Below are 15494 nucleotides of genomic sequence, written 5' to 3' on the forward strand. Positions count from 1 at the left end.
TCTGGTAGTCCCAAGCGGCTGATCCGTCGTCTAATGGGGTATGCGTCTCCCGCTTTTGGCCTCTGCCGCCGTAACTCTTCTCTGCCTCGCCCCAGCCCTTCATGCTCAAGAGGCTCCGTCTCCCGGAGGCCCGCCTCCACCCAGCGACGCCCGTCCGCAGCAGATCGAGGGGCTCGATACGCAGACCCTCAAGGTCAACGTCAACCTGGTGAACCTCTACTTCTCGGTGCGCGACAAGAACGGCTTCATCACCAATCTGCACAAGGACGACTGCAGCATCTACGAGAACAAGGACCTGCAGAAGACGAAGAACTTTACCCAGGAGAAGAATCTTCCTCTTACCATCGGGATCCTGCTGGACACCAGCGGCTCGCAGATGAACGTCCTGCCGATGGAACAGCAGGCCGGCGCGGAGTTTCTGAAGGATGTTCTTACGCCCAAGGATGAGGCGTTTTTGATCTCGTTCGACATCAACGTCGATCTACTTGCGGATTACACCAATAGCCCCCGGGAGCTGAAGCGCGCCATCGAAAAGGCCACCATCAACACTGGCGCTGGCACGGGCTCTGTGACTGGAAACGGCAATCCTCGCGGCACGCTTCTCTACGACGCCGTCTCGCTTGCCGCCCACGACAAGCTTCGCCAGGAGGCTGGCCGCAAGGTCCTCATCATGCTGACCGATGGCGGCGATCAGGGCTCCCAGGAGACGCTGAAGACAGCCACGGAGGCCGCGCAGAAGGCCAACGCAATTATCTACGTCATTCTCATCGCGGATCGAGGGGGCTTCGGTAACTTCGGCTTCTCCGGCGCTGGCGACATGGATCGGCTCGCCAGGGACACTGGCGGCCGCGTGATCAACGTAGGGGACAACGGCAAGAAGCTCGAGGACGCCTTCAACCAGATTCAGGATGAGCTGCGTACGCAGTATCTTGCCAGCTATACGCCTACCAACGCCAAGGCGGATGGGACCTTCCGCACCATCAATATCACTTGCCAGGCGGGACAGAAGGTTCAGACTCGCAAGGGCTACTATGCCATGGCTGATAGTCCGGACAACGACTAAGCTTCTGTACGCCTAGGATCAGGCCTCCATGGCTCCGGAGTAGACGGCCATTCCTGCGACTGCATCGACTCCCATGGCATCGAGGGCGTCTACCTCAGCGCGCTCTTTGATTCCGCCTGCGACGATCAACTGCCGCGCGGTGCAGGCTCGCAGGACTGCTGCTACGTCCAGCGGGAAGCCTGACATCGTTCCTTCGGTGTCGACGTGGGTGTAGAGGAAGGCGGCGCAGTAGTCTTCCAGCCAGGTTATGGCTTCCTCGGGCGTTAGGTTCACCGAGTCCTTCCATCCTTTTACGGCGACTTTGCCGCCCTTGGTGTCGACGCTGAAGACCAGCGCTTCTTCTCCGAGCTCCTTCTTTAGCCCTGCGGCGAAGTCCTTGTTCACGCCAGCTTCGCCGAACAGAGACGAGCCGTAGATTACTCGCTTTGCGCCTGCCGCCAGCAGGGCGCGGCCGTCTTCGGCGGTCTTCAGGCCGCCACCGACCTGGCAGGGTAGCCGCTTGCAGATCATCTCGATTAGGGCACGGTTCTCGCCCTGGCGCATCGCGGCGTCGAGGTCGATTAGTTGCACGACGGGGTATTTGCTGAAGCGGTCGATCCAATACTCAAAGTCGTCGAAGGCGAGCTTCAGCTTTTCGCCCTGCACGAGTTGCACAATACGGCCACCCATCAAATCGATTGAAGGAATCAACATTCGGAAAATCCTCTCAGTCTTACAGTCTTTCTTGAAGTTACTTGCCTGGCGAAGCTGCCGGACAGACGCATGCGGCGAAGCCCTTCGCTGTATGGTTATCCAGCGCGCAGACGTACTGCGGCCAGAGCGACTTCAGCAGCAGGGTCTGGTCTCCGACAAAGTAGTGCGTGAGGTACGCGCGGCTCATATCGGTCCGCGCATCAGGGTCGGCGGTGAAGTCGGCGAGGAGGCTCTTCAAGGTTTCCGCGGAGAAGTCCGGTTGATGAAAGGTCTCTCCGTACGCGTACTCCTTGGACCAGGTCGTGCTTACTCCTGTTTGGTTGGATGCGGCGATCACCTCGAAGTCCAGCAAGCGCGCGTCCTCAGGGCTTACTTTTGCGACTGTAAAGGAAGGGTTATTTCCATCCACGGGCGAGATCGAAGAGACCATCTTGATGGCGACCTTGCCGCCCTTCGCTCCGGCCTCCTCTGCTCCAAACAACCGTATCTCGTCCATGTGCGAGTGGCCGAAGATGCCCAGCCGGATCACGTCGGCGTACTGTCCCATCACATCCGCCAGCCGCTCCGAGGAGAGAAACATCGCCGGAGCTTCTCCTCCGCAGATGTCCTTGAACTTCGAGAAGGTGGTGTAGGGGTCGACGCCCGCTGGAATATGGCCCATCACCCATACTCTCTGCTTCTCTCGGCGGGCCTCGGCTAGCTCTTTGGTCAGCCATGCGATCTGCGCATCCGCCGCTGCTGGCTGGGGCTTGCCGTCGCAGCCCTGGTGGCTCTTGGATTGAAAGATATCGTTCAGCACAATTAGCCGCGTTCGCTGCATGGGAGCCTTCATCATCAGACTCATATCTCCCAGGTCCGAGTAGCTCGCTGCCGCTGCCGTCTTTTCCTTGGCGGATCCTGCGAGTCCATCCACCATTGCGGCCTGTGTCGTCTTCAGGAACGCGTCCTCGCGATCCATGGCGTAGTCCTTGCAGCCTGAGTCGTTGTTTCCCAGCGTCACGTACACCGGCAGGCCTGCCAGCGATAGACGTAGCTGTCCTACGACGTAGCGCTCCGTCTTTTCGACAAACGTCGCGTAGTCCTGCGCTGTCTTTTCTGGGAATATGGTCTTGAAGCGGCAGTCGAAGTTATGCACCACCAGATCGCCACTCATGAGAGCAAACTTTGCGTCGGGAGCACTCTTCTTCATCGCTTCGAGGCTCGACTGGAGCAGCGCATAGGGGGAGTCGGAGCGCTTCGCTCCACAGGCCTTTTGCAGCTTTGCGAACGCCGCTGTCTGATCCGGGGAGGGTGCACTGGCGAGGATGGCGTTCCACTCGCCCTCCTGCGCGTCGAAGAGCCGCTGGGCCTTGCCTGGGTCGTGAAGCGGATCGAAGTGGATATCGCTCACCATCAGCGCCGTAATCGCTTCCTTTGCCTCTGTCTTCTTGCCTGCCTGAGCCTGCAGATCTTCCGTACCCACTACCGTGATACCCAAAGCCAGTCCGCATAGAACCGCCCAACGCCGCAAATCAGCCAACCTCATCCGCATGATCCTTAAATCCTCATCTTGGCGGTCAAACAGCCTCATTCCAGCCTACCCCACAACCTCCGTTCGACGGGGCTGGGAGGCCGTCCAGCCCGCGAGACCATTCAGTTATGCCAAAATGAGTACGGCCCACCCCATGTCCAATATGACCGACACTAACGCCCCCGAGTCCCCCGCCTCCCCTGAAGTCACCGAAGTTCCCGAGACCGCTGAAGCTTCCGAAGCCTCCGAGACCCAGGAGTCCTTCCAGGACCTCCTGAAGCAGTACGACCAGAGCCACGCCAGCGTCTCTGAGACGGGCCAGAAGCAGATCAACGCCACCGTCGCCGCTATCACCGCGGACTCCGTGCTCCTCGACATCGGCTACAAGACCGAGGGAATTCTGCCGCTTACGGCCTTCACGACTCCGCCTGCTGTCGGCGATTCCTTCATCGTCACCGTCAAGGGGCGCGACGAGGATGGCTACTATCAGCTCTCTCTGCTCAAGTTCGCGCAGCCGAAGGACTTCTCCTCGCTGGAAGAGGCCTTTGCGGCCAAGGGGATCGTTGCGGGGACGGTCACTGCCGTGGTCAAAGGCGGCCTTACGGTCGATGTTGGCGCTCGCGCCTTCCTTCCGGCCTCTCGCAGCGGCACGCGCGATGCAGCGGAGATGGAGAAGCTGGTCGGCCAGCAGATTCGCGTCCGCATCACCAAGCTCGACGTCGAGGACGAAGATGTCGTCGTCGACCGCCGCTCCGTCGTGGAAGAGGAGGAGAAGCTTACCAAGGCCACCCGGCTCGCCGAGATCCAGGTCGACCAGATCGTCCATGGCACGGTGCGTTCTCTTGCTCCCTACGGCGCCTTCGTCGACATTGGCGGCACTGACGGCTTGCTCCACATCAGCGACATGGCGTGGACGCGGGTCACCAAGCCTGAGGACGTCCTCACGGCGGGCGATGAACTCGATCTCAAGGTGCTGAAGATCGATCCTGCCACTGGCAAGATCTCGCTCGGCCTCAAGCAGCTTCTGGCGCATCCCTGGGACTCGGTGCCCGAGAAGTACAAGATCGGCGACCGCGTCACCGGTACGGTTAGCCGCGATGCTGATTTTGGCTCCTTTGTGGAGCTTGAGCCCGGCGTCGAGGGCCTGGTTCACATCTCGGAGATGTCGTGGGGCAAGAAGGTGCGCAAGCCCAGCGATATGGTCAAGATCGGCGATACCGTCGAGGCGGTTATCCTCTCCATCGACACCGACGCCAAGCGCATCGGGCTCGGCCTGAAGCAGGCCCTGGGCGATCCGTGGGCGGATGTCGCGGAGAAGTTCCCAGTAGGCTCCGCAGTCGAGGCTCCGGTCGTCAGCTTCACCAAGTTCGGAGCATTTGTTCAGCTCGCTGAAGGCATCGAAGGCATGATCCACATCAGCGAGATCACCGCGGAGAAGCGCCTCAACCACCCCACCGACGTTCTGCGCATCGGCGAGGTGGTCAAGGCTCAGATCCTCGACGTCGACAAGCAGAAGCGCCAAGTGCGTCTCTCCATCAAGCAGCTCATCCCCAGCGACCTCGACGAGTTCCTGGCTGACCACAAGCAGGGCGACACCGTCACCGGCCGCATCATCGACATCTCGAACAACAAGGCTCGCGTGGAGCTGGGCGAAGGCATCTTCGCTCCCTGCATCCTGCCGGTTGCGGTACAAGAAGAGGCTGCTCCGGCCAGCAGCGGCGCGGTCGACCTTTCGGCCTTCAGTTCACTCCTCAAGGCCAAGTGGCAGGGGGCTGCACCTGCCGCCTCTGCCAAGCCTAAGTCCGAGGTTCCTGCTCCCGGTCAGATTCGCAGCTTCCGTATCTCGACGTTGAATCTGGAAGCCAAGCAGATCGAACTCGAACTTGCCTGAAGCGCGTTTAGGGCGAGTTGAGCGGATGGAATTGAAGCAAGAAAGTATACCCATCAACGATTCGTCTCTCGTTGATGGGTATACTGATTATGTTGGCTCAACCTCTATATCGAGCACTGTAGTAAGTTTCGATACAGTGTACGCATAGCCATGAACACCGATTACTTCGACTAACTCCTGATCGCTGAAGTGCTCTCGTACACGAGCAAGATTCTCGTCCGTGAAGGACGTGGAGTTTGCGATCTTCGAGACATACGTCAGCAGAGCTCGATACTTCTCCGAAAAGACCGTTGAGGTTAGATCTCTCTGATCGAGTGCACGGAGTTCCTCTGCGGAGATGCCGAAGGTCTGTGCGAAACCTCCATGCAGCTTCCAGACGTAGTCCGAGTGGCAGATGCGGCTGGTGTACAAGACCACGAACTCCCGCGTCTTCGGCTCCAACGCGAGCTGGGACATCTGCACCGTAGCGAGCTGCATGAACTCCGTGGCCCACGCGGGAGAGTGAAAGATAATACGTAACAGATTTGCGATCATTTCCGATCGGGGTAGTTGTTGGAAGACGCTATCGTCAACCTCGCTTACGAGTGCCACAGATTTTCCTTTCCATTCAACTCATCAAAAAAAAGACATGCGTAACGGCGTCAGTCAAAGAGTCCCTGACGATGCGAAGTTCCTATCCGCCTAAGCTGCTTTTGAGGGCGGCCTGGGCGCGGCGGTTCTCTTCCGGCAGACCGATGGTGATGCGTGCCCAGTTGGTATAGGGCGGGTGGGCTCGGCCGATGTCTACGCCCTGGGCGAGCATCGCAGCCGCAAGCTTCGGCTGTGGCTGCCCTGCGTTGAAGAAGACGAAGTTCGCGCTCGTCTGGGTGTGTTCGAGCTTCAGATCGCGCAGCACCGAGAGCCATGTCTCGCGCTCGTGTGCGACGGTCTTGCGGGTGCGCTCTACTTGGGCGGTATCCCGCAGTGCGGCAGAGGCGGCGACGATGTTCATGCGGCCCAGGGACTCCGCATCGCCTGCTCCCTGCTTGCGCAAGGCATCGGCGAGGGCGCGAGGTGCGAGCACGTAGCCGATGGGCATTCCCGCAAGGGCGTGGATCTTGTCGAAGGTGCGGAAGACCATCACGTTGGCTCCATCGCGCACCAGTGAGACGGCGGAGCGGGAGGCGAAGTCCGGAGTGTACTCGAGGTACGCCTCGTCCACGATGGCGACGGCGTGCTGCGAGCTCTCCAGCAGGAAGCGCTTGAAGTCCTTGTCGTCGTTGACGGTGCCGGTGGGGTTGTGAGGATTGACGAGATAGATCGCGCGCGTTCGCTCGGTCAGCTTCGCTTTGAGCGCGGGCAGATCGTTGCAGTACTGTGCGTTCAAGGGAACGGGCACGCCTACTCCGCCTACTCGCGCTGCTGCGTCGATGAGGGCGAGATAGCCTGGCGTCGAGTAGAGGAACTCACCGCCCGGTCCGCCCTGGCTGCCAAGGTAGAGGCCCAGAAAGCCAAGGATCTCGCCGAGGACGACCTGTTCCACGGGAACACGCTCGTAGGCTGCGATCTCTTCCGCGAGGTGTTTGCCTGCCGCGTTGTCCGCGTAGCGATTGAGCCGGGTCAGCTCGCGCTGAACTGCCGCGGCGACCTGGGGTGACGGACCGTAGGGATTTTCATTGAATGAGAGCCGGATCGTTCGCTCCGGCGAAGCTTGTTGATACAAGGGTCCCCCTGAAGCAAAGGCAGACCGGGAGGCGATGACGCTTGCGCCCAGTACGGCCCCGGAGCTTTTGAGTAGAGTGCGGCGGCTTAGATCGATCGACATAGATGCATTCGCTCCTCTCGAATGGGTAACACCTGCTCAGCATACAAAGCGTCACGAGCAGAGGCGAATTGCGGAGAGTAGCACGTCGTGACTTGTGGAGTTATCTGATGCGTTAGAACCGACGAAGATCGTGTGTGGTCCTCCGATCCTCTGATCTACGGATAATCCATAGATCAATAGACCAGAGGATCGACGCGTGGTGACATCCCTGCCGCCCTTCCACAGCCATCCGAACGATATGTTGTTGTATGCCCTCTGGTTCAGCGCACGCAAGGCACAATAAGAACCGATTGCGGAATTGAGTATTTACATGGCCATGGAGAACCATTTCTTAAGAGGTTAAACTCTTTCGCTGCTAGGTTAAACACGTTCTCAAAGGACGTATTCCCGCCACCTCCGAGAACGTGTTTCCCGGCTCGGAACAGTCTCTTGTCCAATGAAAACAATGTTGATGAATGAGAGGACAACTTTTCCGTTTGTCGTTCGGTCAAAGCTAATATGTAACGATGTCGATCCTGAGCCTGCGAACTTTTCCATTTTCAGTCATGCTAAGCGGTCTGGCTGTAGCCTCCTTGGGGCAATATGCGGTCTCTCAAGCCGCTCCAACACCATCTCCTCTTAGCTCCCTGATTCGCACCAATGCTCCGGTCGTCGCACTGACTCATGTCACGTTATTCGACGGCTCAGGAGAGCCACCGAAGCATGATCAAACGGTCCTCGTCGATCATGGCAAAATCGCGGCTGTGGGGCCAACCTCCTCCATTACGATCCCGCCTACGGCCAGCGTTCTGGATGGGCATGGAAAGACGCTCCTTCCAGGACTGATCGGTATGCACGAGCACCTGTTTTATATCTCCGCCGGAGGGGGAGTAGGGCATCCGCTTCTGGCCACCGAGCAGGCCGAGTCTGCGCCGCGACTCTACCTCGCCGCAGGGATTACGACAGCACGCACCACCGGCTCGATCGAGCCAGTAGCGGACCTGGCGCTGAAGAACGCGATCGAGCAGGGAACACAGGCGGGACCCGATCTCGATGTGACCGGGCCGTACCTTGATGGCAGGCCAAACATGATCTTGCAGAACCAGTCGCTGACGAGCCCAGAGGATGCGCGGGAGACGGTGGACTATTGGAGCAAGCGCGGCGCGACCTCGTTCAAGGCGTATATGTTCATCACGCCCGCGGAGCTCAAGTCGGCGATCGATGCAGCACATGCGCATGGCGCCAAGCTGACGGGGCATCTGTGTTCTGTGGGGTTCACAGAGGCGATCGAGATGGGAATCGACAATCTCGAACATGGGCTGTCGGCCGATACGGAGTTCGATCCGCGCAAGAAACCAGGGGTCTGCCTGCCGGCGGATGCGCAGGCCGCACGTTCCGTTACGCAGCTCGATGTTCACGGGCCTGAACTACAAGGACTGATCCACACGATGATCTCGCATCATGTCGCGCTCACCTCGACGCTGGCGATCTATGAGGACTTCGAACCGGATCAGCCGCCGCTCGAGAGTCTGCAGGCGACAAAGTCGGCTTTGAGTCCGACTTCGTGGAGCGATTTCCTGAACCTGCGAGGTGTAATCCGAGAGCATCCTCGCTATCAATCTCCGGAGGCGATGGCGCAGGTCCTCAAGAAGGAGATGGAGTTCGAGCGCGAGTTCCAGCGTCAGGGTGGGTTGCTGATGGCAGGCTGTGATCCTACCGGAATTGGCGGCGTTATCGCTGGATATGGCGATCAGCGCGAGATGGAGCTGTTGGTGAACGCAGGATTTTCGCAGGCTGAGGCAGTAGCGATCTACTCCAGCCATGCGGCGAAGTATCTGGGCCGTGAGAGCATCATCGGAACGGTAGCACCAGGGATGCAGGCTGATCTACTGCTCTTGAATGGAGACTTCGAACACGAGGTCTCGACGATCCGCAAGCCGGAGATTGTCTTCAAGAAGGGCATTGGATGGGACTCGGCGAAGCTGCAAGCCTCCGTGGCGGGCGTCGCGGGACAGCGCTAACGACATCAGGCCACAGGTTAGCCCTGTGGCCTGATGTCGTTTACTACTGATGCTCGGGAACGATGAGACGTTTTAGCTGGCCGTGGTGAGGGCCTTGCGTGCGTCGTCTCCGGTAGAGCCCTTGGGATCCAGGTCGGATGCCTTCTTGAGGTGGAGCAGGGCGTTGGGTTTGTCGGAGAGCTTGAGGTAGGTCATCCCAAGGTGGTACTGGAGCGAGGCGTTGGCCGGGGTGGTCTTCAGGTTCTCTTCGAGAAGATCCCGCGCGTTGAGGTAAGAGCCCTTGTGATAGTAGGCCCAGGCGAGAGTATCGGCGGAGCTGGGTGAGTCAGGCAGAACGCGGCGGGCCGTCTGGGCGAGCGAGAGGGCGACGTCGATGTTCTGTCCGGTCTCGATCATGATGTAGGCGAGGTTGTTGGCGGCGACGGGCTGGTCGGGCTGAATCTCCAGGGCCTTCTTGTAGTAGACGGCGGCCTTATCCCGGTCGCCCTTGGACTCTATGAGCGTGCCGAGCAGCGCGTTGGCCTGTGCGTCGCGGGGATGGTCGGTGGTCCATTGCTGCCAGGAGGCGATCGCCTTGTCTACGTTGCCGCCGGTGAGCAGAGCGCGAGTGTAGACGGTGATGGCCTCGCCGTCGTTGGGGTTCAGCTTCATGGCCTTTTCGCCTGAGGCGAGCGCGCCGGGCAGATCGCCGGTGGAGCGCTGAACCTCGGAGAGCTGGTCGTAGAGCTCGCTACGCTGGGGGAACTTGGTGATCAGGTCCTGGATACGACTGATCGCCTTGGCTGGCTGCTTCTGGTAGAGATCGAGCCGGGTCAGCAGGCTCAGGGCGGGGCCGGAGGTAGGGTTGCTGGCCAGTGTCTGCTCCAGCAGGGTACGGGCCTCGGGCAGCTTGTTCTCGGAGAGCGCGATCTGCGCCAATTGAAGCGAAGCCGTCGCCTCCTTGTCGTTGAGCTTCAGGGCCTGATGGAAGTCCGCCTTGGCCTTGTCGAGCTCCTTCTGGCTCATCTCGGCCAGGCCGCGCCAGACATAGGGATTGGAGAGCTGCGGAGCGATGGCCATGGTGGACTCGGCGACCTGAATCAGCAGCGAGTAGTCCTTCTTGAGGAGCGCGGTCTGGGCCAGTCCGCTGAGCGCTTCGACGCTCTTGGGGTTGATGCGGGTGGCGTCGCGGAAGCTCTGCTCTGCCGCCGCGGTGTCTCCCTTGGCGGCGGCAGCGCGGCCGAGCCAGATCTTGACCTGGAGGTTCTGAGGATTGTTCTTGGCCGCCTTCTGCAGGATGTCGAAGGCCTCGCCGGACTTGCCATCGTTGAGCAGGAAGGTGGCGTTGATCACGGCGACGTCAGGATCGTTGGGGTCGGATTTGACCAGCTCGGCGACGACGCCCCGCGCCTTCGGAACATCCTGTCGAGCCAGCAGAACGCGGGCATATTCGAGCCGGAGCGGGACGCTCTTGGGATGCTTGGCGACCAGGGCGGCGTAGGCGGGCTCAGACTTATCGGCTTGGCCGGTCTGCGCATAGTAGCCGCGCAGCATCGCGGCTGCGTCCTTGGAGTCGTTCAGTTCATCGGCGGCCAGGCGAAGGGTCTCTTCGGCGTTGGTCTTGTCTCCCGAGCGCAGATAGAGTCCGGCGAGATTGCCGCGGGCCTGCGCGTTCTTGGGATCGGCTGCGACGGCGGCCTTCATCTGCTCCAGCGCGCCGGGACGGTCGCCCTTGCGCTCCAGCAGCGAGGCGAGAACGAAGCGGGCGGTGGCGTTCTTGGGATCGAGCTCGACGGCCTTGCGGAGCTGGTCTTCGGCGGCGTTGCCGGAGGCAGGATCGGAGCTCTGAATCAGGCCCAGCGCGGCGTGATAGCTGGCCTTGTTGGGTTCGACCAGGAGCGCCTTCTGGATCTCGGCCATCGCGGTGGGACGGTCCGCCTTGCTGGCCGCGATGCTGGAGAGGAGCGCGTGGGCCTCGGCGTTGTTGCTGTCGACCGCGAGCACGGCGTTGGCCTGCTCGGCGGCACGTTGCGGCTGGTTGCCGGCGAGAAGCATGTTGCCGAGGTCGACGCGCGCCTGGAGATTGGCGGGCTGAAGATCGACGGTGCGGGCCAGCTCGGAGTAGCCCTGCATCATGGCGTTGCTCTTGATGTAGACCTTGGCGAGCTCATAGTGAGCCTCTGCGAAGTTCTTATCGACCTTCAAGGCGTTGGCAAACTGGATGGTCGCTTCCTTGTACTTGCCTTGCGCGGCGAAGCGTTTGCCGCTCTCAAAGTACTTCTGCTTTTGAACGTTCGGATCGCGATGGCAGCCCAGGGCAGAGATCAAGACAAGTGACGCGGCCAACGTCGCCGAGAACCGGAAGGGTGCAGGAATCAGTGTTTTTTTCATCGCGTTATTTTCCTCAACTCAAGACTGCAAACCAAGATTGTAGGGGACTGTGAATTGTATTTCCCTGCCGCGGCGAACCCGGACACGGAGCAGGAAGATCTCCCGAAGATGTTCTATTCGGGGATGAAGCGAGGCAGAGATGGAGCCATCTGCCCGGTAAAGCGAATCACCCGCTCGCGTGCGTCGGCGACGGCCTCGGTCGGGAGTACGGGAGAGATGACCCGAACGATGGCGCCGTCGGTTCGATTGAGACGAATTGCATCGGCAATCATATAGAACTTGGCGGTGTATTCGTTGGCAATACTGCGGCCGTGGGCCTGGTACCAGTAGAGGACGAACTGCCGGGAGGTGCCGTCGCTGATGACGTACTCGCCCACCCGGTACACCTTGCCGTCGTCGGCAGTGAGATTGGTGTAGCGGGAGGATTCAAAGGTCCAGCCGGCGCCGGGCAGGCAGTGCTGCGGAGAGTGGATGGACTGGCCAGTCCGCTGCGTGGGGAAGTAGCCGATAAAGAGGCTGACAGGCGCTGCGCCGTCACTCTGTGCGTCGGTCGAGGAGACCCGCTTCACAAAGGTGCGAGGCCCGGTATAGATGCGGTTGAGAAAGTCGCCCTTGCCAAGGATGGCGAGAACGGCATCGTCCATGGGCAGGTCGCGGGAGGTCCAGGGTCCGATGGTCTGGGGCAGCTGGCTTAGAGGCTGGCTGTAGGGCACCTTGTCGCTGTCTCCACGGCTGTGGAGGACGAGAGCGGTACAGAAGAGAAGAAGGACGACGGTCCAGAAGCGAGGAGATTTCATATTGCCTTTTTATCCAGCATTGACGAAGGTGCGACAAGATTCATCAAGCGGTGGACGAGATAGAGGAAGCAGAGAGAGATGACGAACATGACCCAGCCGGAGAACTCGTGAAAGAAGCCCATCGCCTTGTCGGGGTTCCAGTATTGGACGCACAAGCCCGTCCCAACGATACGCGCAGCGTTGGCAGCGACCGCGATGGGAACGCTGGCGAGGGCAAGAATGACGCGCCGCCAGACGGTCTTCTCGAGAAAGTAACCGTAGAAGATGGCCAGCGTGAAGAGGCTCATCAGGGAACGGATGCCACTGCAGGCCTCCGCGACCTCGAGCTTCATGACCGGAAGCTCGATCACATTGCCCTCATGGAGCACGGGAACTCCGAAGATGGGTAGTACAGAGCTGGCGAGATCGGAGGCCAGGAGTTGGAGGGGAAAGGTGATCTTGTTGAAGACGATCTCCGGAAACGGGATCGCTAAAAGCAGTGTAAGCAGCGGGAAACGCAGGGCCTTCAGCATCTCCATGCCAAGAAAGGTCCAGATAAGGCCGGCGGTCAAGATGAGGAAGGAGATGCGGGAGAGAAAGAGGTCCGCTCCAAAGACTCCCAGGATAACGATGGCAAGTCCGAGAAGGACCAGAGGAAGCCCAGACCAGGAGGGGCGAACGGAAGTGTTACGAAGGACCTCCCGGTTTTCCCACATAATGTAGATGGAGAAGAGCGGGACCAGAAAGCCGTGCGAGTAGTCCGGTATGTCGTACCAATCAAAGACAAGTTTGCCGGCGATGCGGAAGTAGACTGCGATCAGAAGCAGAACGAGAACCGCGACAGGAAGCCAGCGACGCATGGAAAGATCGGGAGTTCGAGCTTGTTCCGGTTGGATAACGTACGGTTCGGACTCTGAAGCTTCGGCTGCGGAGATAGGGGCGGTATACTTCACAAATCACCTGTATGCAATCTATTGGCCACATTTTTAGGGCCGTCATTCGATGAATCACAGACCTTTGCACGCTGCCGTTTTGCATCTCAACTGGCGAAAGTGGTAGTTCCGGTTGCACAAAAGAGGAAAATATTTTCCCACTCTGCTGATTTTCTGCACACGGATTGACTGTACAGGTAGTTTCTAACTGCGGGATTATACGTTTACCGATAGACGGAAGGTATATCACGTCTTATGACTGTCATTCCCGGGCCCGTATCTGATTTGTAGCCAGCAAGCTATATTTGGCATTCATCGTGCTAAGAGGGTAGTAAGACGCGTCCTATGGTGGGAGAGACTTTGTCACCCACGGTGTAGAGATGGATACGCATCACCGGGCTCTTACCAGAAACCCCGGTAAATGCTCCCGCAAGACAGGATAATAGGAACTAAACGAAATGAAGAAGAATAGTGTGATCCGATTCAACGGGCTACGAGGGATCTGTATGCCGCTCCTGTTGTTGGCGATGGCTCCGCTCAGTGCAATCTCGCAGAGCACCCCTACACCACCTGCAACCGCCCCGGCGGACGCGGCGCCGACCGAACAAGCTCCTTCGATCACCCAGCCCAAGTCGCTGGTCATGGTCGACAGCTCAAGCTACATCATTGGGGCGGAGGACTCGCTCCAGGTCACAGTGTGGAAGGAACCCACGATGACCGGGACCTTTCCGGTGCGTCCTGACGGGATGATCTCCATGGTCCTGGTGGGCGATGTTCCCGCCGCAGGTCTGACGCCGATGCAGTTGGGCAAGAATATCGAAGCCAAGCTCAAGAAGTACATCCAGGATCCGAGCGTCTCGGTCGTGGTCACCGCGGTGAACAGTCAGCGGATCTTCGTGATCGGCGAGGTGGGCAAGGTCGGACCGTTGATGTTGTCGCCAGGAATGACGCCGCTTCAGGCGATCAGCGCGGCTGGCGGTGTGACCGCCTTCGCGAACTCGAAGCATATCTACATTCTTCGCGGTGGCCAGGGCAAACAGGTGAAGATTCCGTTCAACTACAAACTCGCGCTCAAGGGTGATAACAAGCAACTAATCTCGCTACAGCCTGGCGATACAATCGTGGTCCCATGATGAGGTATTCGATGAAGGTATCAATGGCTGCGTTTGTAATTTTGATGGGCACGGGCAGGCTGCTGCGCGGCCAGGCTACACCTACGGCGGCGATCGCCGAACCACGGTTCAACCCAGGGCCGAATCTGCCGGCGATCGATGGAAGCTTTCAGTACTCCCTCACTGCCTCCGAGCTGATTCAGACGGGGCTCAACAGCACCTCCGGCACGACGGCTACGACGAACCTCTCCGGGAACGCCGAGTACATCTCGCCCAGCACCGTCCATCCGACGCTGCTGCTTTACTCCGGTGGCGTATTGTTCAACAGCTTCGCAGGGCAGGGAACTCAGACGTACCAGTCCCTAACGATCTCGCAGGGCCTAGTGGGTCATGGATGGGCGTTGGGAGCCTCGGATACGATCTCGTTTCTGCCCCAGTCCCCCACCACCGGCCTCTCCGGAATTCCCGGCGTCGGCGATCTCGGCCTGGTGCCTCTGCCTGACCCAACACTTCCGGCGCAGTCGGTGCTGACGAACTACGGCAAGAGAATCAGCAACGCGGCGAACGGAACTATCGAGCGACAGATCAACGGCCGCACCTCGGTCAGCGGCTCAGCAAGCTACGGCATCCTTCGGTTCATAGGAGATACCAGCAGCGGAACCCAGTCGCTCGACAGCAATCAGGTCAGCGGCCAGGTCAGTGTGAATCGAGTCCTGAACCATCGTAGCAGTATGAGTCTCAGCGCCCAATACTCGAACTTCTCGTATGTCGATAATCCGACCACCTTCACGACGCGTGGCCTGAGCCTGCAGTACTCGAGGCAGATCTCCAAGGCGGTCAGCTTTCAAGTCTCAGCCGGACCGCAATGGGTGAATAGCTTCACCGTCATATCGCCGAACTTAACCACAGGGACACAGGTTCCAGCCTTGTTGACGGTTCAGGCCGGCGCCAGCATCTCATACGTAAGGAAGACGACCACATTCAACCTGGCCTACAGCCGAGGCGTGAACAACGGCTCGGGTGTGCAGACCGGGTCGATTTCGGATACGGTCTCAGCCTCTGCGCAGCGAACGTTCGGACGGAACTGGTCGGGATCCCTTATGGGTGCCTACACGCGCACCTCGGGTTTGGCCATCAACGGAGCTGCATCCTCTCTCTTCGCCGGGACTCAGGTGAGCCGGCGACTTACCAACTCCCTGTCAGCCTTTGGCGCCTATACCGGGATTCACCAATCGATCGACAGCTCCCTTGCCGCCCGGAACGCCTTCAGCGGCTTCTCTCAGGTCTTTTCCATTGGAATCACATTTTCGCCGAGACAGACTCGTCTCGGTCAGTTTTAAGGA

Annotated in this window: 12 protein-coding genes; 5 read left to right on the forward strand and 7 right to left on the reverse strand. The window is 59.5% G+C overall.

Going from position 1 to position 15494, the window contains the following annotated elements:
• Nucleotides 1-40: 40 nt before the first annotated feature.
• Nucleotides 41-1063, forward strand: coding sequence for a VWA domain-containing protein (locus tag HB393_RS04135; RefSeq protein WP_213803887.1), 1023 nt, complete (start codon nt 41-43; stop codon nt 1061-1063).
• Nucleotides 1064-1081: 18 nt separating this feature from the next.
• Here HB393_RS04135 and HB393_RS04140 read toward each other — a convergent pair whose 3' ends face one another.
• Together HB393_RS04140 and HB393_RS04145 are read right to left on the reverse strand one after the other, a co-directional pair.
• Nucleotides 1082-1756: a HisA/HisF-related TIM barrel protein gene (locus HB393_RS04140; RefSeq protein ID WP_213803888.1), complete on the reverse strand. Its 675-nt coding sequence runs from the start codon at nt 1754-1756 to the stop codon at nt 1082-1084.
• Between the two features lie 37 nt (nt 1757-1793).
• Nucleotides 1794-3281, reverse strand: coding sequence for a metallophosphoesterase (locus HB393_RS04145; protein WP_213803889.1), 1488 nt, complete (start codon nt 3279-3281; stop codon nt 1794-1796).
• A 139-nt stretch (nt 3282-3420) separates the two neighbouring features.
• Between HB393_RS04145 and HB393_RS04150 the strand changes: the two genes are divergently transcribed.
• Entirely contained in the window at nt 3421-5157 is a 1737-nt protein-coding gene (locus tag HB393_RS04150) for a S1 RNA-binding domain-containing protein (RefSeq protein ID WP_255550778.1), read from the forward strand.
• 87 nt (nt 5158-5244) lie between these two features.
• On the opposite strand, the gene HB393_RS04155 is transcribed toward HB393_RS04150, so the two are convergent.
• Together HB393_RS04155 and HB393_RS04160 are read right to left on the reverse strand one after the other, a co-directional pair.
• On the reverse strand, nt 5245-5748 hold the full coding sequence (locus tag HB393_RS04155; RefSeq protein WP_213803890.1) for a carboxymuconolactone decarboxylase family protein: 504 nt from the start codon (nt 5746-5748) through the stop codon (nt 5245-5247).
• An 82-nt stretch (nt 5749-5830) separates the two neighbouring features.
• On the reverse strand, nt 5831-6961 hold the full coding sequence (locus HB393_RS04160; protein WP_213803891.1) for a histidinol-phosphate transaminase: 1131 nt from the start codon (nt 6959-6961) through the stop codon (nt 5831-5833).
• Nucleotides 6962-7467: 506 nt separating this feature from the next.
• Here HB393_RS04160 and HB393_RS04165 point away from each other — a divergent pair.
• The gene (locus tag HB393_RS04165) at nt 7468-8961 is read left to right on the forward strand and encodes an amidohydrolase family protein (protein WP_255550779.1); all 1494 of its coding nucleotides are present in this window, start codon (nt 7468-7470) and stop codon (nt 8959-8961) included.
• A gap of 72 nt (nt 8962-9033) precedes the next feature.
• On the opposite strand, the gene HB393_RS04170 is transcribed toward HB393_RS04165, so the two are convergent.
• The 3 genes from HB393_RS04170 to HB393_RS04180 all read right to left on the reverse strand — a co-directional run bounded on the left by HB393_RS04170 (nt 9034) and on the right by HB393_RS04180 (nt 13060).
• Nucleotides 9034-11331 carry a tetratricopeptide repeat protein gene (locus HB393_RS04170; protein ID WP_213803892.1) on the reverse strand — a complete coding sequence of 766 codons (2298 nt, stop codon included), beginning with the start codon at nt 11329-11331 and terminating at the stop codon, nt 9034-9036.
• A gap of 113 nt (nt 11332-11444) precedes the next feature.
• Nucleotides 11445-12128: an exosortase C-terminal domain/associated protein EpsI gene (locus HB393_RS04175; RefSeq protein ID WP_213803893.1), complete on the reverse strand. Its 684-nt coding sequence runs from the start codon at nt 12126-12128 to the stop codon at nt 11445-11447.
• Nucleotides 12125-13060: an exosortase/archaeosortase family protein gene (locus HB393_RS04180; protein WP_345945020.1), complete on the reverse strand. Its 936-nt coding sequence runs from the start codon at nt 13058-13060 to the stop codon at nt 12125-12127. Before HB393_RS04180 ends, HB393_RS04175 begins: the two co-directional genes overlap by 4 nt.
• 437 nt (nt 13061-13497) lie before the next feature.
• Here HB393_RS04180 and HB393_RS04185 point away from each other — a divergent pair, with 437 nt between their 5' ends.
• Nucleotides 13498-14172 (forward strand): polysaccharide biosynthesis/export family protein, encoded by a 675-nt coding sequence (locus HB393_RS04185; protein ID WP_255550780.1) that lies wholly within the window; start codon nt 13498-13500, stop codon nt 14170-14172.
• 11 nt (nt 14173-14183) lie between these two features.
• Nucleotides 14184-15491 carry a hypothetical protein gene (locus HB393_RS04190; RefSeq protein ID WP_213803894.1) on the forward strand — a complete coding sequence of 436 codons (1308 nt, stop codon included), beginning with the start codon at nt 14184-14186 and terminating at the stop codon, nt 15489-15491.
• Nucleotides 15492-15494: the final 3 nt, after the last annotated feature.

This window comes from Granulicella sp. dw_53 (assembly GCF_018449545.1).
GTDB lineage: Bacteria > Acidobacteriota > Terriglobia > Terriglobales > Acidobacteriaceae > Edaphobacter.